This is a genomic window from Bacillus fungorum, assembly GCF_002746455.1.
GTDB classification, from domain to species: Bacteria; Bacillota; Bacilli; order Bacillales; family Bacillaceae_G; genus Bacillus_A; species Bacillus_A fungorum.
The window spans coordinates 73,192-95,434 of sequence record NZ_NWUW01000006.1; the positions used below are offsets into that span (position 1 = coordinate 73,192).

At 37.0% G+C, this 22,243-nt stretch carries 19 protein-coding genes; 16 read left to right on the plus strand and 3 right to left on the minus strand.

Translation table 11 applies throughout. From position 1 onward, the window contains the following. Nucleotides 1-12: 12 nt before the first annotated feature. The gene (gene ytrI, locus CO726_RS10685; RefSeq protein WP_099684360.1) at nucleotides 13-516 is read right to left on the minus strand and encodes a sporulation membrane protein YtrI; all 504 of its coding nucleotides are present in this window, start codon (nucleotides 514-516) and stop codon (nucleotides 13-15) included. Beyond that, on the minus strand, nucleotides 513-926 hold the full coding sequence (locus CO726_RS10690) for a YtrH family sporulation protein (protein WP_136699541.1): 414 nt from the start codon (nucleotides 924-926) through the stop codon (nucleotides 513-515). Before CO726_RS10690 ends, ytrI begins: the two co-directional genes overlap by 4 nt. Nucleotides 927-968: 42 nt before the next feature. On the opposite strand from CO726_RS10690, the gene dnaE reads away from it, so the two are divergent. From dnaE to CO726_RS10730, 8 genes are all read left to right on the plus strand, one after another. After that, a complete protein-coding gene (gene dnaE / locus CO726_RS10695; protein WP_099684234.1) occupies nucleotides 969-4,292 on the plus strand; it encodes a DNA polymerase III subunit alpha in 3,324 nt (1,107 codons plus the stop codon). Nucleotides 4,293-4,425: 133 nt separating this feature from the next. Then, nucleotides 4,426-5,634: an NADP-dependent malic enzyme gene (gene ystJ / locus CO726_RS10700; protein ID WP_011199012.1), complete on the plus strand. Its 1,209-nt coding sequence runs from the start codon at nucleotides 4,426-4,428 to the stop codon at nucleotides 5,632-5,634. A gap of 14 nt (nucleotides 5,635-5,648) precedes the next feature. Further along, the gene (locus CO726_RS10705; protein WP_099684235.1) at nucleotides 5,649-6,293 is read left to right on the plus strand and encodes a FadR/GntR family transcriptional regulator; all 645 of its coding nucleotides are present in this window, start codon (nucleotides 5,649-5,651) and stop codon (nucleotides 6,291-6,293) included. 185 nt (nucleotides 6,294-6,478) lie between these two features. Beyond that, the gene (gene accD / locus CO726_RS10710) at nucleotides 6,479-7,348 is read left to right on the plus strand and encodes an acetyl-CoA carboxylase, carboxyltransferase subunit beta (RefSeq protein ID WP_060632501.1); all 870 of its coding nucleotides are present in this window, start codon (nucleotides 6,479-6,481) and stop codon (nucleotides 7,346-7,348) included. Continuing rightward, the gene (gene accA, locus CO726_RS10715) at nucleotides 7,336-8,310 is read left to right on the plus strand and encodes an acetyl-CoA carboxylase carboxyl transferase subunit alpha (RefSeq protein ID WP_099684236.1); all 975 of its coding nucleotides are present in this window, start codon (nucleotides 7,336-7,338) and stop codon (nucleotides 8,308-8,310) included. The genes accD and accA overlap by 13 nt, the downstream gene beginning before the upstream one ends. 128 nt (nucleotides 8,311-8,438) lie before the next feature. Then, the gene (gene pfkA, locus CO726_RS10720) at nucleotides 8,439-9,398 is read left to right on the plus strand and encodes a 6-phosphofructokinase (RefSeq protein WP_099684237.1); all 960 of its coding nucleotides are present in this window, start codon (nucleotides 8,439-8,441) and stop codon (nucleotides 9,396-9,398) included. A 53-nt stretch (nucleotides 9,399-9,451) separates the two neighbouring features. Beyond that, nucleotides 9,452-11,209 (plus strand): pyruvate kinase, encoded by a 1,758-nt coding sequence (gene pyk, locus CO726_RS10725; RefSeq protein WP_060632499.1) that lies wholly within the window; start codon nucleotides 9,452-9,454, stop codon nucleotides 11,207-11,209. Nucleotides 11,210-11,407: 198 nt separating this feature from the next. Then, nucleotides 11,408-11,797: an FxsA family protein gene (locus CO726_RS10730; protein ID WP_099684238.1), complete on the plus strand. Its 390-nt coding sequence runs from the start codon at nucleotides 11,408-11,410 to the stop codon at nucleotides 11,795-11,797. A gap of 640 nt (nucleotides 11,798-12,437) precedes the next feature. On the opposite strand, the gene ytvI is transcribed toward CO726_RS10730, so the two are convergent. Beyond that, nucleotides 12,438-13,556, minus strand: a complete 1,119-nt coding sequence (gene ytvI, locus CO726_RS10735; RefSeq protein ID WP_098760137.1) for a sporulation integral membrane protein YtvI — start codon at nucleotides 13,554-13,556, stop codon at nucleotides 12,438-12,440. Nucleotides 13,557-13,977: 421 nt separating this feature from the next. Between ytvI and CO726_RS10740 the strand changes: the two genes are divergently transcribed. The 8 genes from CO726_RS10740 to phoR all read left to right on the plus strand — a co-directional run bounded on the left by CO726_RS10740 (nucleotide 13,978) and on the right by phoR (nucleotide 22,226). Further along, nucleotides 13,978-14,439, plus strand: coding sequence for a DUF441 domain-containing protein (locus CO726_RS10740; RefSeq protein ID WP_000625507.1), 462 nt, complete (start codon nucleotides 13,978-13,980; stop codon nucleotides 14,437-14,439). Between the two features lie 387 nt (nucleotides 14,440-14,826). Beyond that, nucleotides 14,827-15,975 carry a citrate synthase gene (citZ, locus tag CO726_RS10750; RefSeq protein ID WP_136699543.1) on the plus strand — a complete coding sequence of 383 codons (1,149 nt, stop codon included), beginning with the start codon at nucleotides 14,827-14,829 and terminating at the stop codon, nucleotides 15,973-15,975. Nucleotides 15,976-16,135: 160 nt separating this feature from the next. Continuing rightward, complete coding sequence (gene icd / locus CO726_RS10755; protein ID WP_136699545.1) at nucleotides 16,136-17,428, plus strand: NADP-dependent isocitrate dehydrogenase; 1,293 nt, start codon at nucleotides 16,136-16,138, stop codon at nucleotides 17,426-17,428. Between the two features lie 19 nt (nucleotides 17,429-17,447). After that, complete coding sequence (gene mdh / locus CO726_RS10760) at nucleotides 17,448-18,386, plus strand: malate dehydrogenase (protein WP_000153232.1); 939 nt, start codon at nucleotides 17,448-17,450, stop codon at nucleotides 18,384-18,386. A gap of 216 nt (nucleotides 18,387-18,602) precedes the next feature. Then, complete coding sequence (locus tag CO726_RS10765) at nucleotides 18,603-19,076, plus strand: MaoC family dehydratase (RefSeq protein ID WP_098447188.1); 474 nt, start codon at nucleotides 18,603-18,605, stop codon at nucleotides 19,074-19,076. 289 nt (nucleotides 19,077-19,365) lie between these two features. Further along, on the plus strand, nucleotides 19,366-19,602 hold the full coding sequence (locus CO726_RS10775; RefSeq protein ID WP_099684240.1) for a hypothetical protein: 237 nt from the start codon (nucleotides 19,366-19,368) through the stop codon (nucleotides 19,600-19,602). Nucleotides 19,603-19,750: 148 nt separating this feature from the next. After that, complete coding sequence (gene phoP / locus CO726_RS10780; RefSeq protein WP_099684241.1) at nucleotides 19,751-20,470, plus strand: two-component system response regulator PhoP; 720 nt, start codon at nucleotides 19,751-19,753, stop codon at nucleotides 20,468-20,470. Then, complete coding sequence (gene phoR, locus CO726_RS10785) at nucleotides 20,463-22,226, plus strand: sensory box histidine kinase PhoR (RefSeq protein WP_099684242.1); 1,764 nt, start codon at nucleotides 20,463-20,465, stop codon at nucleotides 22,224-22,226. The genes phoP and phoR overlap by 8 nt, the downstream gene beginning before the upstream one ends. Nucleotides 22,227-22,243 lie beyond the last annotated feature (17 nt).

Here is a 22,243-nt window from a genome sequence, read left to right on the forward strand (position 1 = left end):
CGCCCTCCTTCTTTATTTTTCTTTCTCTATCGTAATGCTAATTTCAAGCACGGTATCAAAAGATATTGTATCGACTTTAAAACGGTATAGCCGATCGTAATGTTTATACGTTTTATTTTCGATTGCTTTTTTGAGTAGGTCTTTATTTTTTGCGATACTTTGTATGTTTTTCGTTAAAAGATGCTGGAGGTCATTATGGATAGAAGTGGTCATATTTTCGAGTGTAAGGTTGTCTAAATCGTATTTTTCTCGATTTATAATCTTTATTTTAATCTCTTGAATGGTTAAGAGTCGTTTATTTTCTGTATTTAATTTTTCTTGATCTTCGAGAAGGACGTGGAGCTTTGCTTCTTGTTTTTCTATAATTTCTCTTTGTTCTGCTATTTTACTAGCCTGTTCTTCTTGAAAAACACCGTATATGTACAAAAAAATAAACCAGCTCAACACGCCCCCAACAGCAGCACCAGCTAAAACTAAATACCATCTTTTTGCTGTATTGGCACTTGGTACTCTCATACATGTTCCTGCGTTAGCCATTTAATAATAATAAGACCGGTTTGCATACCACCTGTTGCAAAAAAAATAAGGAGAATTTGTTTTACGATATCTTTCATATCCCCGCCAAAGAAACTTCTTTCAAAGCTATAAAAGGTATCAAATGTTCCGCCAATCGCTGCAACAAGTGCCCAAATTCTTAAATTTTGGGCGAATTGATTAATGTAAGTTAGAGTTGGTTTTCCGATAAGAAATGCACCAAATCCACCAATTAATGAACCACCAAGTATAACCCCAAAGGCAATAAAATAACTAATAATAAGCAGAGAGAAAAAAGTGTGTTCTCTTACATCCATCGTCATTCTCCTTTCTTCTTCATATATATGGACAAAGTATAAGAAGTATGTTTTGATTTCCGCTTTCCTCTTCACCTATAATAAAAGTAGTCAAATAGGTAAAGAGAGGGTACAACAGTGAAGTTTGTGCATTTACAATGTCAAACCGTTTTTAGTTTATTAAAAAGTGCTTGTAAAATTGATGAGCTTGTAGTTAGGGCGAAAGAGCTCGGTTATTCATCGCTGGCTATTACGGATGAAAATGTTATGTATGGCGTTATTCCGTTTTATAAAGCATGTAAGAAACATGGTATACATCCTATTATCGGCTTAACAGCTTCTATTTTTAGTGAAGAAGAAAAGTCTTATCCGCTTGTCTTACTTGCTGAAAATGAAATAGGTTATCAAAATTTATTAAAGATTTCTAGTAGCATTATGACGAAGTCAAAAGAAGGTATTCCTAAGAAATGGCTTGCACATTATGCGAAAGGATTAATTGCTATTTCACCAGGTAAAGATGGGGAAATTGAACAATTATTATTAGAAGACAAAGAGAGTCAGGCTGAAGAAGTAGCTCGCATGTATCAAAGTATGTTCGGCAATTTTTATATGAGTTTACAGCATCATGCGATTCAAGATGAACTGCTTTTGCAAGAGAAATTACCTGCATTTACGAATAGGATAAATATTCCAGTTGTGGCAACGAACGATGTACGCTACATCAATCAAAGTGATGCACTTGTTCATGAATGCTTATTATCTGTTGAAAGTGGAACGAAAATGACAGATCCAGATAGGCCGAGGCTGAAAACAGATCAATATTATTTAAAATCATCAGATGAAATGGAAGCACTATTTTCTCACGTAGAAGAAGCGATTTATAACACAGTAGAAATTGCAGAACGTTGCAGAGTAGAAATACCGTTTCATGTAAATCAATTACCGAAATTCCCTGTTCCAGCTAACGAGACGAATGATATGTATTTACGGCGCGTTTGTGAAGAAGGGTTGCAGAAACGTTATGGTACGCCAAAAGAAGTACATATAAAGCGTTTGAATCATGAATTAAACGTTATTTCTAGTATGGGGTTTAGTGATTATTTCCTCATTGTCTGGGATTTTATGAAGTATGCGCATGAAAATCATATTTTAACAGGACCAGGTCGTGGATCGGCGGCTGGCTCACTCGTTTCTTACGTATTAGAAATTACAGATATTGATCCAATTGAATACGATCTATTATTTGAAAGGTTTTTAAACCCCGAACGTGTGACACTTCCAGATATTGATATCGATTTTCCAGATATAAGACGTGATGAGATGATTCGATATGTGAAAGATAAATATGGTCAGCTTCGTGTTGCTCAAATTGTAACGTTCGGGACGCTGGCAGCGAAAGCGGCAATTAGAGATATTGCGCGTGTAATGGGGCTTCCGCCGCGAGATATCGATATATTCTCAAAACTTATCCCATCAAAGCTTGGTATAACGTTAAAAGATGCATATGAGGAATCGCAATCACTTCGTGAGTTTATACAAGGAAACCTTCTGCATGAGCGTGTGTTTGAAATTGCAAAACGTGTAGAAGGCTTACCACGTCATACGTCTATTCATGCAGCTGGCGTTATTATGAGCCAAGAGCCATTAACCGGAAGTGTTGCAATTCAAGAAGGGCATAACGATGTGTATGTTACGCAATACCCAGCAGATGCATTAGAAGAACTTGGGTTGCTCAAGATGGACTTTTTAGGATTACGTAATTTAACGTTACTTGAAAATATTATAAAGTTTATCATGCAAAAAACAGGGAAAGAAATCGATATAAGAAATTTACCACTTCAAGATGAAAAGACGTTCCAATTGTTAGGTAGAGGGGATACAACAGGTGTATTCCAGCTGGAATCAGGTGGTATGCGAAATGTACTTCGCGGGTTAAAACCGAATGAATTTGAAGATATTGTCGCTGTTAACTCGTTATATAGACCAGGACCGATGGAACAAATTCCGACCTTTATTGAATCAAAGCACGGAAAAAGAAAAATTGAATATTTACATCCGGATTTAAAGCCAATTTTAGAAAGAACATACGGTGTAATTGTATACCAAGAACAAATTATGCAAATTGCGTCGAAGTTAGCGGGATTCTCGCTCGGAGAAGCAGATTTATTGCGCCGTGCAGTGAGTAAAAAAAATCGTGATATTTTAGATCAGGAACGTAAGCATTTTGTGCAAGGGTGTTTGCAAAATGGTTATGACGAGACATCGGCAGAGAAAATTTATGATTTAATTGTAAGATTTGCGAATTACGGTTTTAACCGAAGTCACGCTGTAGCCTACAGTATGATTGGATATCAGCTTGCCTACTTAAAAGCGAATTATACGCTGGAATTTATGACAGCACTCTTATCAAGTGCAATTGGAAATGAAGATAAGATTGTGCAGTATATACGAGAAACGAAACGAAAAGGTTTTCACGTTTTGTCGCCGTCCCTTCAGAGAAGTGGTTACAATTTCCAAATAGAAGGAAATGCGATACGTTACAGCTTACTTTCCATTCGAAACATCGGAATGGCTACAGTGACAGCTTTACTCGAAGAACGAGAGAAAAAAATGTTTGAAGATTTATTCGAATTTTGTCTGCGCATGCCATCAAAGTTTGTAACAGAGCGAAATTTGGAAGCATTCGTCTGGTCTGGCTGTTTTGATGATTTTGGTATTTCGAGAACAAATTTATGGAAAAGTCTTAAAGGAGCGTTAGAGTACGCAAATCTTGCACGTGATTTAGGGGATGCTGTTCCAAAATCAAAATACGTACAAGGAGAAGAGCTCTCTTTTATTGAACAGTTAAATAAAGAAAAGGAAGCACTAGGCTTTTATTTATCAAGCTATCCGACAGCGCAGTATGTGAAGTTAGCGAAAGAATTAGAAATTCCATCTCTCGCTCAGGCGATGCGACATAAGAAAAAAGTACAGAGGGCTATCGTGTATATAACAAGCGTGAGAGTAATTCGTACGAAAAAGTTGCAAAAGATGGCATTTATTACATTCTGTGATCAAAATGATGAAATGGAAGCGGTTCTCTTCCCAGAAACGTATATACATTTCTCAGATAAGTTACAAGAAGGAGCAATTGTTTTAGTCGACGGTACGATTGAGCTTAGAAATCATAAGTTGCAATGGATTGTAAATGGACTATATCCGTTAGAAGAGATGGATGTGTATGAAGAAAAGAAAGAAGCGTCTGTTTACGTGAAATTGCCGTCTCAGTATGAGAAAAAGCTTTTAAATCAGGTTACTAAAATATTGTTTGACTATTCGGGTTTTGCGAAAGTACTAATTTATTATGAAAAGGAACATAAAATGGTACAATTATCTCGAAGTTTATCGATTCATCCAAGTGAAGAATGTTTAGGAGCACTCCGTGAAATTGTCGGGGAAGAAAATGTAGTTGTGAAAATATAATGGACAATTTCCCTACACTTCGATTATTATAGTAGTAGTGTTCGTGGTCAGACCACTTGGAGAAATTGATATCAGCTAGAATAATTTGAGGAGAGTGGATAGTTTGTCAACACTTCGTGAAGAAGCACTTCACATGCATAAAGTGCATCAAGGAAAATTAGAAACTGTATCAAAAGTAAAAGTAGAAAATGCAAAAGATTTAAGTCTTGCATATTCTCCAGGGGTTGCAGAACCTTGTAAAGAAATTTATGACGATAAAAGTAAGGTATATGAATATACGATGAAGGGAAATATGGTAGCAGTTGTGACTGATGGAACGGCTGTACTTGGTCTTGGTAATATTGGACCTGAAGCATCACTTCCAGTAATGGAAGGTAAAGCTGTATTATTCAAGAGCTTTGCCGGTGTAGATGCATTCCCAATTGCCTTAAATACAAACGATGTAGATAAAATTGTTGAAACTGTAAAATTAATGGAGCCAACTTTTGGCGGCGTTAACTTAGAGGATATCGCAGCACCAAACTGCTTCATTATTGAAGAACGTTTGAAAAAAGAAACAAATATTCCTATCTTCCATGATGATCAACACGGAACAGCTATCGTAACAGTAGCGGGTCTTGTGAACGCGCTAAAACTAGTTGGAAAGAAAATGTCTGACATTAAAGTTGTCGCAAATGGCGCAGGTGCAGCAGGTATTGCAATTATTAAACTTTTATATCGCTATGGCGTACGCGACATTATTATGTGTGACCGTAAAGGCGCGATCTATGAAGGTCGTCCTACAGGTATGAATCCGGTGAAGGATGAAGTTGCAAAATATACAAATAAGAATCGTATCGAAGGTTCTTTAGCCGATGTTGTACAAGGTGCGGACGTATTCATTGGTGTATCTGCAGAAGGTGCATTAACAGAAGAGATGGTTCGTACAATGAATGACGATGCAATTATTTTTGCAATGGCGAATCCAGTTCCAGAAATTATGCCAGAATTGGCAAAAGCAGCGGGCGCAGCTGTTGTTGGAACAGGTCGTTCTGACTTCGCAAACCAAGTAAATAATGTACTAGCGTTCCCTGGTATTTTCCGCGGTGCACTTGACGTACATGCGACACAAATTAACGAAGAAATGAAGATGGCAGCTGTACAAGCCATTGCTGAGCTTGTAGCAGAAGATGAGTTAAATGCAGACTATATCATTCCAGCACCGTTTGACGCGCGTGTAGCGCCTCAAGTAGCAGCTTACGTTGCGAAAGCTGCAATGGAGACAGGAGTAGCTCGCCGTCAAGTAGATCCAAATGAAGTTGCTGAGAAAACAAAACAATTAGCGCTGATTGGTAAAGAATAAGCGAGGAATTTCCATTGACATCATCAAATACAAAAGTATATCTCGAAATTGTAAAAAAAATCCGTTCCATTATGGAAGAGGATGGATTGGTAGCAGGGGATCGTTTGCCGTCTGAGCGTGAGTTAAGTTCACGTTTAAATGTAGGACGTTCCTCTGTAAGAGAAGCGTTGCGTGCTTTAGAACTGGTAGGATTAATTGAAACGAGACGTGGTGAAGGGACGTTTATTCGAAACTTTTACGATAACGGTCTTGTACAATTGATTGCTCCGTTCTTGCTGCAAGATGAGAAAACAATTCGTGATTTATTACAAACAAAACGATTGCTTGAGAAAGATATGATTCGAATTGTATGTAATTTACCGAAAGAAACGTTTTCTAAAGTGGTAAGTAAATTACATCAAGCGCTTGAAGAAAATGGAAATTCAATTCCGACGCTTCATCAAACGTTCTTTAAAACACTTATTGAACAAGTCGATAATTATTTGCTATATCGTATTTGGATGATCGTAAATGATTATGTAGCAACTCTTTCTTGTAAAGTTTCAGGAGATTCTATCGATATGTATAGAAAACTTTATGCTACTTTGGAAGAAAAACAAGAAAATGATGCACTAAAAATTTACGATGAATTAGTAGAGAATATACAGTTTCACTCGTAATGTATAAAATTTGTCGAAATGACCATGACACGTTATGACAAACATTCTATCGCGTAGCGGTTAAAGTTAAACGTAAAGAGTGAGGTTATTAGACAGATTGAGAAGATAAGGCTAACATCAACATTTGGTGTTAGCCCAATTTTCTTCTTACGCTAACCTTAGCTCTCAACGAAGGGGGTCAAATTGTGCTAAGAGATTTATTCGTGAAAAAGAAAAAGTACGCTGCAATACCTTCAGAACAAGTACGAAAAGATGTACCAGATGGCGTTATGACAAAATGTCCGAAATGTAAAAAAATCATGTATACGAAAGAACTTCTAAAAAATTTAAAAGTATGTGTGAATTGTGGATATCATCATCCTATGAATGCATGGGAACGTCTTGATAGTATATTGGACGAAGGGTCATTCCGTGAGTATGACAAAGAAATGGTTTCATTAAATCCACTCGAGTTTCCAGATTATGAAGAGAAACTAGAGAGCGATCGTAAGAAGACTGAATTGAACGAAGCGGTTGTAACTGGTGAAGGAACAATTGATGACATGCTTGTTGTTGTTGCAGTAATGGATTCTCGTTTTCGAATGGGGAGCATGGGCTCTGTTGTAGGAGAAAAAATTGCCCGTGCGGTTGAAAAGGCGTACGACTTACAAGTTCCATTTATTATCTTTACTGCTTCGGGTGGTGCCCGTATGCAAGAAGGGATATTAAGTTTAATGCAAATGGCAAAAACAAGCGTAGCTTTGAAAAAGCATAGTAATGCAGGAGGATTATTTATTTCTGTTATGACGCACCCAACGACGGGCGGGGTTTCAGCGAGTTTCGCTTCACTTGGTGATTATAATCTTGCAGAACCAGGGGCGCTGATCGGATTTGCTGGTAGACGTGTAATTGAACAAACCGTGCGTGAGAAACTACCGGAAGATTTCCAAACGGCAGAATTCTTACTAGAACATGGTCAATTAGATGCGGTGGTACATCGTGATGATATGAGAGAATCGCTTCGCAAGATTTTAGAAGTTCATCAAGGAGGGGAAATGGCTGTATGGCAGAGCTAGAATTTGAGAAACCAGTTGTTGAGCTAAGAAATAAGATTCGTGAACTGAAAGACTATACGAAAAACAGCCAGATGGATTTCAGTGAGGAGATTCGTATTTTGGAAGACAAGCTAGAAAATTTAGAGGAAGATATATACGGCAATATGAAAGTATGGGACCGTGTTCAAATTGCTCGTCATGCTGAACGACCGACAACGCTCGATTATATTGAGCACTTATTTACTGATTTTTTTGAATGTCATGGAGATCGTCTATTTGGCGATGATGCAGCGATTGTCGGCGGCATTGCGAAATATAAAGGGATGCCTGTAACTGTAATTGGGCATCAACGCGGAAAAGATACGAAAGAAAATATTCGCCGTAATTTTGGGATGCCTCATCCAGAAGGATATCGAAAAGCATTACGTTTAATGAAGCAGGCGGAAAAGTTCAATCGTCCAATTATTTGTTTTATTGATACGAAAGGAGCTTATCCTGGTAAAGCTGCTGAAGAACGTGGTCAAAGTGAAGCTATTGCCCGCAATTTATTTGAAATGGCAGGCTTAACGGTACCAGTTATTTGTATCGTTATTGGCGAAGGTGGTAGTGGTGGTGCGCTAGGTCTTGGAGTAGGGGATTACATTCACATGCTAGAAAATTCCACTTATTCTGTTATTACACCAGAGGGTGCAGCGGCAATTCTTTGGAAAGATGCAGGAAAAGCAAAGGAAGCTGCAGAGGCGATGAGAATTACAGCAGCAGATTTGAAAGAATTGGGTGTAATTGACAAAATTATTCCAGAGGCAAAAGGTGGAGCACACCGTAATGTTTTGAAACAGTCAGAAAATATAGATTTAATGCTTAGAAAAACTTTTGAACAATTAAACGGAATTTCGAAAGATGAATTAATCGAAAAACGTTATGAAAAATATATGAAAATTGGGCAAGTTTCGTTTTCAAACGCTTCCATTTGGATAAAATAAGAAAAGCGTGCGTTCCACTTCGCGAATGCACGTTTTTATTATGAAAAGACACATCTTCTCCATTGTATTTTTATATTTTTTCGTGTTATTTTATTATAAGGCAAATAATCTTTATGAGGTGAGTACAAATGAAACGTATTGGTGTATTAACAAGTGGTGGAGATTCACCTGGTATGAATGCTGCCATTCGTGCAGTTGTTCGTAAAGCGATTTTCCATGATATTGAAGTATATGGTATTTACCATGGATACGCTGGATTAATTTCTGGTCACATTGAAAAATTAGAACTTGGTTCTGTTGGCGATATTATCCACCGCGGTGGTACGAAATTATATACAGCAAGATGTCCTGAGTTTAAAGACCCAGAAGTACGACTAAAAGGTATCGAGCAATTAAAGAAACACGGTATCGAAGGACTTGTTGTTATTGGTGGAGATGGTTCTTACCAAGGCGCTAAAAAATTAACTGAACAAGGATTCCCATGTGTTGGTGTACCAGGTACAATCGACAATGATATCCCTGGAACAGACTTCACAATTGGTTTCGATACAGCTTTAAACACTGTTATTGATGCAATTGATAAAATTCGTGACACAGCTACATCTCATGAACGTACATATGTTATCGAAGTAATGGGACGTCACGCTGGTGATATCGCATTATGGGCTGGTTTAGCTGATGGTGCAGAAACAATCTTAATTCCAGAAGAAGAGTATGACATGGATGATGTTATCGCTCGTCTACAACGTGGTAGTGAACGTGGTAAAAAACACAGTATTATCGTTGTAGCTGAAGGTGTTGGAAGTGCAATTGATATCGGTAAGCACATTGAAGAAGCAACAAACTTTGATACTCGCGTAACTGTATTAGGTCACGTACAACGTGGTGGATCACCAAGTGCACAAGACCGTGTATTAGCAAGTCGTCTTGGCGCAAGAGCAGTTGAATTGTTAATTGCTGGTAAAGGTGGACGTTGTGTAGGTATTCAAGACAACAAACTTGTTGATCATGATATTATCGAAGCGTTAGCTCAAAAGCATACAATCGATAAAGATATGTATCAATTATCTAAAGAATTATCCATCTAATCGGCTTAATGTCGGATATTTGGGAACGGTTTCATAATTTTCGGAGGTGCAATATGCGTAAAACTAAAATTGTATGTACTATAGGTCCTGCTAGTGAAAGTATTGAGAAATTAGAGCAATTAATCGAAGCAGGTATGAACGTTGCTCGTTTAAACTTCTCTCATGGTAGCCATGAAGAGCACGGCGCTCGTATTAAAAACATTCGTGAAGCTTCAAAGAAAACTGGTAAAACAGTTGGTATCTTACTTGATACAAAAGGTCCAGAAATCCGTACTCACGACTTCGTAGACGGACAAGCTGAGCTTGTAACAGGTGCAGAAGTAGTTCTTTCTACTGAGCAAGTATTAGGTACTGCGGAGAAGTTCTCTGTATCTTACGCTGGTCTTTATGACGATGTAGACCCAGGTTCTCGCATTCTAATCGATGACGGTCTTATCGAACTAGAAGTAATCGAAAAAGCTGATGGAAACATCCGTACAAAAGTTCTTAACAGCGGAACTGTAAAAAACAAAAAAGGTGTTAACGTACCAAACGTAAGCATTAAACTTCCTGGTATCACTGAAAAAGACGTAAAAGATATTATTTTCGGTATCGAGCAAAAAGTTGATTTCATCGCAGCTTCATTCGTACGTAAAGCATCTGACGTATTAGAAATCCGTGAATTATTAGAAGAGCATAACGCTCAATACATCCAAATTGTACCAAAAATCGAAAACCAAGAGGGTATCGATAACATCGATTCAATCTTAGAAGTTTCTGACGGTTTAATGGTAGCTCGTGGTGACATGGGTGTAGAAATTCCACCAGAAGAAGTACCATTAGTACAAAAACGTCTAATCAAAAAATGTAACGTGTTAGGTAAACCAGTTATTACTGCAACACAAATGTTAGATTCTATGCAACGTAACCCACGTCCAACTCGTGCGGAAGCAAGTGACGTAGCTAACGCAATCTTCGATGGTACAGATGCAATCATGCTTTCAGGTGAAACAGCTGCTGGACAATACCCAGTAGAAGCAGTAACAATGATGGCTAACATTGCAGTACGTGTTGAAAAATCATTACAATATGAAGATATGTTCAAAAAACGTATTAAAGAGTTTACTCCAACAATTACAGATGCAATTAGCCAATCTGTTGCGCATACAGCACTTGCTCTTGATGTAGCTGCAATTGTAGCTCCAACAGAAAGTGGATATACTGCGAAAATGATCTCTAAATACCGTCCAAAATCTCCAATTGTAGCTGTAACATCTGACGAGCAAGTAGGACGTCGTCTTGCACTTGTTTGGGGTGTACAAGCATTTATGGCTGGAAAACGTGCAGCGTCTACTGACGAAATGTTAGATACTGCAATTCAAACAGGTATGGATGCAGGTCTAATCGGACTTGGAGACACTGTAGTAATCACTGCTGGCGTACCAGTTGCTGAAACTGGTACAACAAACTTAATGAAAATCCATGTTGTTGGTGAAGAGGTTGCTAAAGGACAAGGAATTGGTCGTAAAGCTGCAAAAGGTAAAGTAGTTGTAGCGAAAACAGCTGCTGAAGCTGTAGCGAACGTAAACGAAGGTGATATTCTTGTTACAACAAGCACTGATAAAGATATGATTCCTGCAATCGAAAAAGCTGCTGCTCTAGTTGTAGAAGAAGGTGGCCTAACAAGCCATGCAGCTGTTGTAGGTGTATCAATCGGTATTCCTGTTATCGTTGGTGTAAACGGCGTAACAGCAACTTTAAAAAATGGCCAAGAAGTAACAGTTGATGCAGCACGCGGAATTGTTTATAATGGACATGCGGAAGTGCTATAAGTAATACGGAGAGAAGGATCGGAGTCCTTCTCTTTTTTTTACACAAAAATGATGTAGAACCAGCTTGAAACGTCTGAAATTGCTTTTAAAAGCTTTTTGTTAGGGAGTTTGATATAAAAACATATTCGACTTTTATGTGGTGCGTATGGGCGTTGTAAGGGTGTTTAAAGTGATAGTATGTGAGAGGGGTGTAGAACTGTGAAGTGGCTACTATTCTTGTTGATTTTAATACCGGCGATTGAGATTACGGTCTTGATTGGTTCGAGCCATGTAATAGGTTTATGGTCTACGTTCGCTATGATTGTATTTACGGGTGTTGTAGGTGTGTATTTGGCGAAAAGGCAAGGGTTTAAAGTGCTAAGAGAGATTCAATTTAGGTTGAATAGAGGAGAAATGCCAGGCGGGGCAGTACTGGATGGTATTTTTATCTTTGTAGGAGGTATTCTTTTGGTACTTCCTGGATATGTAACGGATATAATGGGTTTTATCTTTGTTATCCCTATGACGAGGGCTTTGTTGAAGCCGTTTGTTATGAAGTGGATGGAATGGAAGTTTAGAAAGAACTCTACTATTATTGTGCAGAAATAGTGTTTAGATTATAGCAATCTAAGCGCTATTTTTTTTACCTACAAAAGGGTAAGGGGATGGTTAAGGGCTCGGTTAATTAAAGTTTTGTTTTATTCTACTTTACAATTGGCGGGTGTGAAGGAGTTAGATGGAAAATAGACTGTCCGTATAAGTTCGGTTGGTGAAGGTTAATAATGAGTGAAGAAAAAAACCTAACAGATTAAAGTTTTACTTTAATAAATTTGCTATGTATCTTTTGGTTAGGTATGTGATTTAAGGGGGGTGGCTCATGAGTGTGTTGTAGGAAGATCCTTCTGAACTCAAGCTTATTTTTGTGTGTAAAATGAATCAATTGGTATGAAAAAGTTAGATAAGAGTGGGGAAAATATTTGTTTAAGTCTCATTCTACGGTATTTTGTATATTTATTCATTTACATAAAAGGTAATAAATGTTAGTAATAATTATGAATTGAATAGAATAAATATGTAAAAACACCTCGAAATATGCGTTTTCTATGCAAAAAAACAAGAGAATGATCCTATTTTGGGTCTAATTCTCTTGTTGTATGTAATGAGTGTGAAAAATAAGTACAAGGAATAATCAGTGGGAAATTCCCACTGATTACATGTAAGTTGTTTGTTGTATATGAATTAGAAATTATTATTTTGAAGGTGAGCCTTTAATATATTTCCACAAATCATGGAATACACGAGCTTTGTGCAATGTATTAAGTAGTACTAAGGTGACTGGGCCGATGATTAATCCTAAGAAGCCAAAGAGTTTAAAGCCGACAAATAGAGCAATCAGTGTTGCTAATGGATCGAGGCCGATATTAGATGAAAGTACTTTAGGTTCCATAATTTGTCTTTGGACAATCACGACGATGTATAAAATGAGAAGGCCGATGGCGAAAGCGGTGTCGCCAGTGAAAAATACGTATATAACCCAAGGAACGAAGACAGCTCCTGTTCCTAAATACGGGAGTAAATCTACAACCCCTGTAATAATCGCGATAGTAATGGCGTATGGTACGCGTAATATTAAAAGTCCGATTAGTACAATAATAGTTGTCATAGATACGAGTGTAAGTTGTGCTTTAACAAAACCGAATAAAGCTTTTCTTAAATCGACAAAAATAGTTTTTCCATAGCCATGGACACGGTTAGGTAAAAATTTTCTTACTTTCTGAGCAAGACGATGCCAATCGTAACTAATGAAGAAAGTGGCTAATAAAACGAATACAAGTACAGTTAAAGTTGTTGGTAGCGCGCTAATGAAATTTGTTAACCCACTTATAATAGCGGTTAAAAGTTCTTTCATTTGCGTCGTTGCTTCGGTTCCTAAGTTTTGAATGTTTTGTGTAATCGTATGGCGTTGTGGTTCTCCAAGATGATTAAATTTAGAAATTAAATCATCATAGAGAGGCATAATATGATTAAGTGCAAACTGCTCTGCGAATGCAACGATATCCGGAAGCTTTACTGTAACAAGTTGTAGTAAGTATGTTGTGGCAGATATTGCTTCGGTTACGAGATATGTAACGAGCCCGACGATAGCTCCGAATACAAGAATTAAGCTAACGAGTACTGCTAGTGCGCGAGGAAATTGTAGTTTTTGATTAAGGAAATTGACGACAGGATTAATCAAATAAGCAAATGCGAAAGCGATAATAAAAGGGTAGATAAGTCCTGACATATATAGTAATGCATAGAACCCCACTACCGTCGCTACAATGACAAATATGAGTCGCAATATCATATATAGTAAGTTTCGATTCAAAGATGTATACCTCCCATTCCAATTTGGATTATCCTAATTCGTTCAACTTATAACGAGTGTGATGCACTGATTAAAGTTTCACTTTATGTTATAGTGGAATGATGGATTTTTTCCTGCTTTTTCAGTACATGAGTGACTGTAAAAGCTTGGTGCTGATGCTTCTACTATATGGTAAAAACTTCATTTTCTCTTCTTTTTATTTTACCTGTTTCTTATTAGAAAAGAAAGAAGAGACGACCGTTTTCAAACATGTATATATGCTTTAATTTTTTTGGTGAAAGTCTCGTTTTTTCATTTTAAAATGCATGAAAAATGGAAGGTTTTATCGATAAATAGCCATCCGTATATCATGTATAACGATAGGTTTAAAGGTATTTTTGTTTGGAAATGAGTTCATTATTTTCAGAAAGGAAGTGCAGACATGATTAGTCAGTCAACGTTATTTTTATTCATACTACTTATTATAGGACTTATTGCGAAAAATCAATCGCTTACTGTAGCTATTGGTGTGTTATTTTTATTGAAATTTACGTTTCTAGGAGATAAAGTCTTTCCTTATCTACAAACGAAAGGGATTAACCTCGGTGTTACGGTTATTACAATAGCAGTACTCGTACCGATTGCGACGGGGGAAATAGGTTTTAAACAACTTGGAGAAGCAGCGAAATCGTATTATGCATGGATAGCTCTAGCTTCAGGGGTAGCAGTTGCTTTGTTAGCGAAGGGAGGCGTACAATTATTAACGACGGATCCTCATATTACAACTGCGCTCGTTTTCGGGACAATTATAGCGGTTGCGTTATTTAATGGAGTTGCTGTAGGTCCATTAATTGGGGCTGGAATTGCCTATGCAGTTATGAGTATTATACAGATGTTTAAATAAGAAATTTTATAGTAATATAAAATTTTTGAATTCTTTCTGTTCACAAAAGTCAGATAATTGTTTATAATAGGATTAGAAACTTTGAAAAGTTACATAACAGCAGAGACTTTACACCAGATAAAATAAAAACAACATAAAACAATTTTATAATGATATTGTTTTATGTTGTTTTTATCATAAAACTCTTCGGAATTAATTTTCCTCACTAACTTGTTGTTTTGAGCGTGAGGATTCGGGGAGACATTCACGCTCATGCTTTCCATGTAGACAATGGACAATAAGAGGGGAACATCGCAACAAATTTGCATGATCGTGCATTTTGCTTGCCTAAAGAGTGAACGGGCGTTCATAATTTAAAAGGGGAGCAAATAGATATAAGGAGCAAGGTTGGGAGAATTTTCAGGAAAAGGAGAGAATGTCATGACTGTTATTCGAGGTTTAGAAGGGGTAGTAGCAACAACATCATCTGTGAGCTCTATTATTGATGATACATTAACTTATGTTGGGTATAATATTGATGATTTAGCGGAGAATGCTACATTTGAAGAAGTGGTGTACTTATTATGGCATCGCAAGCTTCCTAATGAAAAAGAACTAGCGAAATTTAAAGAGACTGTATCGGAATACTATAAAGTCCCAGATGAGATTTTAACATATTTGAAACAAGTAGATTTAAAAATCGCACATCCGATGTCTGTTTTACGAACTGCAATTTCCATGCTATCATTATATGATGAGAGCGCTGAAATTATGGATGAAAAGTCCAATTATTTGAAAGCGGTTAAATTACAGGCTCAAGTAGGAACTTTAGTTGCTGCTTATGCAAGAATTCGTAAAGGATTAGATGTTGTTGAGCCTAGAAACGATTTATCATTAGCTGCAAACTTCTTGTACATGTTAAATGATCGCGAGCCAAATGAAGTTGAAATTGAAGCTTTTGATAAGGCGCTTGTACTTCACGCAGATCATGAGTTAAACGCTTCTACATTTACTGCACGCGTTTGTGTAGCTACACTTTCAGATGTATATTCTGGCATTACAGCAGCAATCGGTGCGTTAAAAGGTCCTCTTCACGGCGGGGCAAATGAAAATGTAATGAAGATGTTAACTGAAATTGGCGAAGAAGAAAATGTAGAATCATATATTCATAATGCTCTTCAAAATAAAGTGAAAATCATGGGCTTTGGCCACCGTGTATATGAGCAGGGTGATCCGCGTGCAAAACATTTACGCGAAATGTCTAAGAGATTATGCGTGCTTTTAGGAGAAGAGAAATGGTATAATATGTCTATCAAAATTGAAGACATTGTAACAAAAGAAAAAGGTCTTCCACCAAACGTTGATTTCTATTCAGCTTCTGTATACCATTGTTTAGGAATTGACCATGACTTATTTACACCTATTTTTGCGATTAGCCGTATGTCAGGCTGGTTAGCTCATATTCTAGAACAATATGAAAACAACCGTTTAATCCGTCCACGTGCTGATTACAATGGACCAACACATCAAGTGTATGTACCAATTGCACAACGATAAGCGAAAAACACTATTTTGATAGTGAAAATACGCTTTCAAAAGTCTGATTTTTTTGGAAAGATGTAATGATTAGAATATTTTAATTTGACTAACGGTTTGAACTGAGGGGTTATTCCCTCAGTTTCATACATATGAAATTTCAAACATGGGGGTTATCACATTGATGACAGGTGAAAAAATTACTGTAACTAATGGTGTTATGAATGTACCAAACAATCCGATTATTCCATTTATCGAAGGAGATGGAATTGGTCCTGATATTTGGGCAGCTGCATCTCGTGTACTAGAAGCAGCAGTTGAAAAAGCTTATGACGGTGAGAAGAAAATCGTTTGGAAAGAAGTGCTTGCAGGGGAAAAAGCATTCAACCAAACAGGCGAGTGGTTACCAGAAGAAACTTTAAATTTAATCCGTGAATATTTAATCGCGATTAAAGGTCCACTTACAACTCCAGTTGGCGGTGGTATTCGTTCGCTAAACGTAGCACTTCGTCAAGAATTAGATTTATATGTATGTCTACGTCCAGTTCGTTATTTTGAAGGTGTTCCTTCACCTGTAAAACGTCCGGAAGATACTGATATGGTTATTTTCCGTGAAAATACAGAAGACATTTATGCTGGAATTGAATATGCACAAGGATCTCCAGAAGCAGAAAAAGTTCTTGCTTTCTTAAAAGAAGCAATGGGTGTTAATAAAATTCGCTTCCCAGAAACATCTGGTATTGGTATTAAACCAATTTCAGAAGAAGGGACAAAGCGTCTTGTTCGTGCTGCAATTCAATATGCAATTAACGAAAAACGCTCTTCTGTTACATTAGTTCATAAAGGAAACATTATGAAATTTACAGAAGGTGCTTTCAAAAACTGGGGTTACGAAGTAGCGGAACAAGAATTCGGTGACAAAGTATTTACTTGGGCTGAATATGATCGCATCGTTGAGAAAGATGGTAAAGATGCAGCGAATAAAGCGATGGCAGACGCTGAAGTGGCTGGAAAAATCATCGTAAAAGATTCTATTGCAGATATCTTCTTACAACAAATTTTAACTCGTCCACGTGAGTTCGATGTTGTTGCAACAATGAACTTAAACGGAGACTACATCTCTGATGCACTTGCTGCACAAGTAGGTGGAATTGGTATTGCACCTGGTGCAAATATTAACTATGTGACTGGACATGCTATCTTTGAAGCTACACACGGTACAGCTCCGAAATATGCAGGTTTAGATAAAGTAAACCCATCTTCAGTTCTTCTTTCTGGTGTATTATTACTAGAGCACCTAGGATGGAACGAAGCTGCGAAATTAGTAACTGCTTCCGTTGAGAAAACAATTGCTTCAAAAGTAGTAACTTATGATTTCGCACGCTTAATGGAAGGTGCAACAGAAGTGAAATGTTCTGAGTTCGCTAATGAACTTATTAAAAACATGGATGTAGCGATAATCAAAAACGCATAATTAAAGCGGGGGGTAAATTATGACAATCAAACGCAAGAAAGTTTCAGTCATCGGTGCAGGATTTACAGGAGCAACAACAGCATTCTTATTAGCACAAAAAGAACTTGCAGATGTTGTATTAGTGGACATTCCACAACTGGAAAATCCAACAAAAGGGAAAGCGTTAGATATGTTAGAAGCGAGCCCAGTACAAGGTTTTGATGCTAACATTATTGGAACATCTGATTACGCAGATACTGCTGATTCTGACGTTGTTGTTATTACAGCAGGTATTGCACGTAAGCCTGGTATGAGCCGTGATGACTTAGTAGCAACAAACTCTAAAATTATGAAAAGTATTACGCGCGATATTGCAAAACATTCACCAAATGCGATTATTGTTGTATTAACAAATCCAGTTGATGCAATGACATATTCTGTATTTAAAGAAGCTGGATTCCCGAAAGAGCGTGTTATCGGTCAATCGGGCGTATTGGATACAGCTCGTTTCCGTACATTCATCGCGCAAGAATTAAACCTTTCTGTGAAAGACATTACAGGATTTGTTCTTGGTGGACACGGTGACGATATGGTACCTCTTGTACGTTATTCTTATGCAGGTGGCATTCCGTTAGAAACGTTAATTCCGAAAGAGCGTTTAGAAGCAATCGTAGAACGTACCCGTAAAGGTGGCGGCGAGATTGTAGGCTTATTAGGAAACGGTAGTGCATATTACGCACCAGCTGCTTCTTTAGTTGAAATGACAGAAGCGATTTTAAAAGATCAACGCCGTGTATTACCGGCTATTGCGTACCTTGAAGGTGAATATGGTTATAGTGACCTTTACTTAGGGGTACCAGTAATTCTAGGTGGTAACGGAATTGAAAAAATTATTGAATTGGAACTTCTTGCAGATGAAAAAGAAGCGTTAGATCGCTCTGTAGAATCTGTACGTAATGTTATGAAGGTTCTTGTTTAATAATTAAATATAAGTAGAAAAAGATTCGGGGCCCCGAATCTTTTTCTACTATTTATGCAAATGTTTTTTTGAAATAATATGAAAACGCTATCATTTGTAATATCCTATAATGAAACTGTAGATTTATACTATACATTGCCCTCATCATTGTAAATTTAGGATAAGGTATCGTTTTTAGTAGGATAATAAGGTGAAAAAATCGGAGGGGGTTGTAACATGTTAAAGAAAAAAGTTCAAATTGGTCGTAAAATGGATGAAATTACAGTAGGAGAGAAATTATCTATCACTGAAAAAATTGAGGATAAAGATTTGTTATTGTACTTAGGGTTAACGAATGATGCCAATCCATTATATATTCAGCATGATTACGCATCCCAAACTCCGTATGAAAAGCCGATTGTACCAAGCATTATGCTAACAGGAATAATTACAACGGCAGTTACGAAATATTTACCAGGTCCAGGTAGTCATATTACGAGGAAGGACCTTACGTTCGTGAAGCATGTTCACCATTATGAAACGTTACAAATCCACTTTGAAGTTGTGGCTGTTTCTGAGGAGGAACATACAATTGATATGCTTGTGTCTGCTCATGATGAAAAGGGAGAGACTGTTGTGAAAGGATCATTAACAGTAACGCCACCTTTTAAATCTGTTTCTATTATGGAAAAAGCATTAGATAATTTTTAAAGCATGAAAATATGAATGGCGCTAGCATACCTTACTATAAGGGGCTAGCGCTATTTTTAGTTGAAGAATCCTTGTGTGAATCCCTCGGCGAAATCGGAGCAACCTGTTTTAATCGTATCCCAGCTTGGGGCGTTGAATGTAAGAATGCACGTTACTATTAAAGATAGAATAGGTAGAACTAGTCGCATAATAGAGTCTCCTTGTCTTTTATATCAGGATTTTTAGATTAGCAATATTTACTATATATTGATTTGATAATTGAAGTCAATCGAAGGGGTGGTTTTTTAGGATGAGATGGAAAAAAGAAGACGTTATCTTTGAAACGATGAGAGAAGCTGAAGTGTGGGCGGATTCAATTGCGAATGAAATGTATGGAAAACTATTTGATGGATATGAAACGCTGGACTATAAAATAGCGTATGCTCTTTCGTTTTTTCTAGCGCAAAATCGAGAATTCAATATTCATACGGAAGTAGAATGGAATGAAAAGATAGATGTGTATAAAGTATGGATAACAACACGTTAATGGAAGTGAATGAGTAATAACGATAGAACAATCTGAATCCATGAATAGACAATTATATTGAGAGGGACCTTGTTTTCTAGTATGATGAGAATAACGGGGAAAATACTAGGATGAAGAGGGTTTCAAGTCTATAACTTGGAGGAAAAGAATGAACAATCGTATTTTAGTAGTTGATGATGAGGAATTTATCTTAACTTTAATTGAATTTAATCTACAACAAGCTGGGTTTGAAGTGATAACAGCGATGGATGGAGAAATGGCGCTTCAAAAAGCGACAACAGAACGCCCAGATTTAATTATATTAGATTTAATGCTTCCGAAAATGGATGGTATGGAAGTGTGTAAAGAATTACGATTGCAGCGCGTTATGACGCCGATTTTAATGTTAACAGCAAAAGATGATGAGTTTGACAAGGTGCTAGGTCTTGAACTTGGGGCAGATGATTATATGACGAAGCCATTTAGCCCGAGGGAAGTTGTCGCGCGTGTGAAGGCAATTTTGCGCCGCACGAAATTACAACAAGAAGAACAAGTTGCAGAATCGTCAGATGAAGAGAGCATCACACTTGCTGAACTTAAAATTTTGCCGGAATTTTATGAGGCTTATTTCCAAGGAAGAAAGCTTGAATTAACACCAAAAGAATTTGAACTACTTGTTTATCTAGCGAAAAATAAAAGTCGCGTGTTGACACGTGATCAATTATTAAGTGCTGTATGGAACTACGATTTTGCTGGTGATACACGAATTGTTGACGTTCATATTAGCCATTTGCGCGATAAAATTGAACAAAATACGAAAAAACCGACGTACATTAAAACGATACGTGGTTTAGGATATAAATTAGAGGAGCCAAAAGGGGATGAATAAATTTCGTTCCAGGCTTCTTTTTACATTTGTTTCTCTTATTGTGTTTATTTTAGTCGGACTCGGTTTATTACTGGAAACCGTGTTTGAAAACTACTATATAGATCATGCAAAAGAGAGAATGGTAAAAGAGACAGAGTATGTTGCGGTATTAGCAGAAGAACAAGGTTTTGATGATGTTTTAAAAAATCCATATGTATTTGAAAAGTTAGGAGAAAAAATACAGGCTTCTATTGCATTTGTAGATGAGAAAAAGAAAGTTCAATATAGCGGGGGAGAACAGTCTGCGTTTAGCCAAGGGATAATTAAAGAACTTTCATCTGAAACAACAAAACAAAGAAATAAAGTCATTACGAAAGAAACAGATGAGAATAATGAATTTTATCATGCGGTATTCGTTCAAGATGTAGCAGGGAAACAAGGGTACATTTTGGTGAAAAGTACAATTGAGCCTTTGAAAGTTGTTCATCAAAAAACGTGGGGATTATTAATTATCGGATTTGTTATGGCTTGTCTCGTAGTTGTATTTTTAGGTATGAAAATTACAGGGCAATATATTAGACCGATTGAATCCGTTACGAAAGTTGCTATTGAATTAGCGAAAGGGAATTATAAAGCGCGAGCTTATGAAAGTCATTCGGATGAAACGGGAATGTTAAGTAAAGCGATTAATATTTTAGCCCGTAATTTACAAGAGATGACACTTGAGCAAGAAATGCAACAAGATCGTCTGCATACGTTAATTGAAAACATGGGAAGTGGAATGATTTTAATTGATAGCCGCGGTTATATAAACCTTGTAAACCGTTCGTATAAGGAGACCTTCCATGTAACAGATGAAGAATATTTAGATCGTTTATATTATGAGTCGTTTCATCACCCGGAAATTATAGAGCTTGTGGAAGAAATCTTTATGACAGAAGTGAAAGTGCGTAAACAAATGTTATTGCCACTTGGAATTGAGCGAAAGCATTTCGAAGTATATGGAGCACCGATTATCGGGACGAATCATGAATGGAAAGGGATTGTCCTTGTATTCCATGACATTACTGAGTTAAAGAAATTAGAACAAATGAGAAAAGACTTTTTAGCGAATGTTTCTCATGAACTAAAGACACCGATTACTTCTATTAAAGGTTTTTCAGAAACGCTCTTGGATGGAGCTATGGATAATAAAAAATTCTGCGAACATTTCTTGCATATTATTTTAAAAGAAAGTGAACGTATGCAAGGGTTAATTGAAGATTTATTAGATTTATCAAAGATTGAGCAACAAGGGTTTAAATTGAGTATGGGGACCGTTGATATGAAGGGACTTCTTGAAGACATTCATATGGTGCTTGATAATAAAGCAGGAGAAAAAGAAATCTCTTTACAAGTAAATGCGTTAAAGCGTGTCTCTGTCATTGGAGATCCAAGTCGTTTGCAGCAAATCTTTATTAATTTAATGAATAACGCAATCGTATATACGCCGGCTGGAGGCGTTGTTTCTGTAGAATTAGCAGAAGATAAATATAATGCTTATATAAAAGTATCGGATACTGGAATTGGTATTAATAAAGAGGAAATTCCGCGTATTTTTGAACGCTTTTACCGAGTGGATAAAGCGAGAAGTAGAAATACTGGTGGTACAGGCCTTGGATTATCAATTGTAAAGCATTTAGTTGAGGCGCATCACGGTACGATTACAGTGGATAGTGAAGTAGGAGAAGGGACAACATTTACAGTTGTTTTACCAAAATCAGCAACTGAAAAATAGGATGAAGGATGTTTACA

Excerpts from the sequence above, each read along its gene's own strand:
- CO726_RS10740 (WP_000625507.1), top strand. The coding sequence starts at position 13,978 with ATGATTAGTCAGTCAACGTTATTTTTATTCATACTACTTATTATAGGA.
- CO726_RS10775 (WP_099684240.1), top strand. The coding sequence starts at position 19,366 with ATGAGATGGAAAAAAGAAGACGTTATCTTTGAAACGATGAGAGAAGCT.
- pyk (WP_060632499.1), top strand. The coding sequence starts at position 9,452 with ATGCGTAAAACTAAAATTGTATGTACTATAGGTCCTGCTAGTGAAAGT.
- ystJ (WP_011199012.1), top strand. The coding sequence starts at position 4,426 with ATGCATAAAGTGCATCAAGGAAAATTAGAAACTGTATCAAAAGTAAAA.
- mdh (WP_000153232.1), top strand. The coding sequence starts at position 17,448 with ATGACAATCAAACGCAAGAAAGTTTCAGTCATCGGTGCAGGATTTACA.
- phoP (WP_099684241.1), top strand. The coding sequence starts at position 19,751 with ATGAACAATCGTATTTTAGTAGTTGATGATGAGGAATTTATCTTAACT.
- ytrI (WP_099684360.1), bottom strand. The coding sequence starts at position 516 with ATGAGAGTACCAAGTGCCAATACAGCAAAAAGATGGTATTTAGTTTTA.
- accA (WP_099684236.1), top strand. The coding sequence starts at position 7,336 with ATGGCAGAGCTAGAATTTGAGAAACCAGTTGTTGAGCTAAGAAATAAG.
- phoR (WP_099684242.1), top strand. The coding sequence starts at position 20,463 with ATGAATAAATTTCGTTCCAGGCTTCTTTTTACATTTGTTTCTCTTATT.
- pfkA (WP_099684237.1), top strand. The coding sequence starts at position 8,439 with ATGAAACGTATTGGTGTATTAACAAGTGGTGGAGATTCACCTGGTATG.
- CO726_RS10765 (WP_098447188.1), top strand. The coding sequence starts at position 18,603 with ATGTTAAAGAAAAAAGTTCAAATTGGTCGTAAAATGGATGAAATTACA.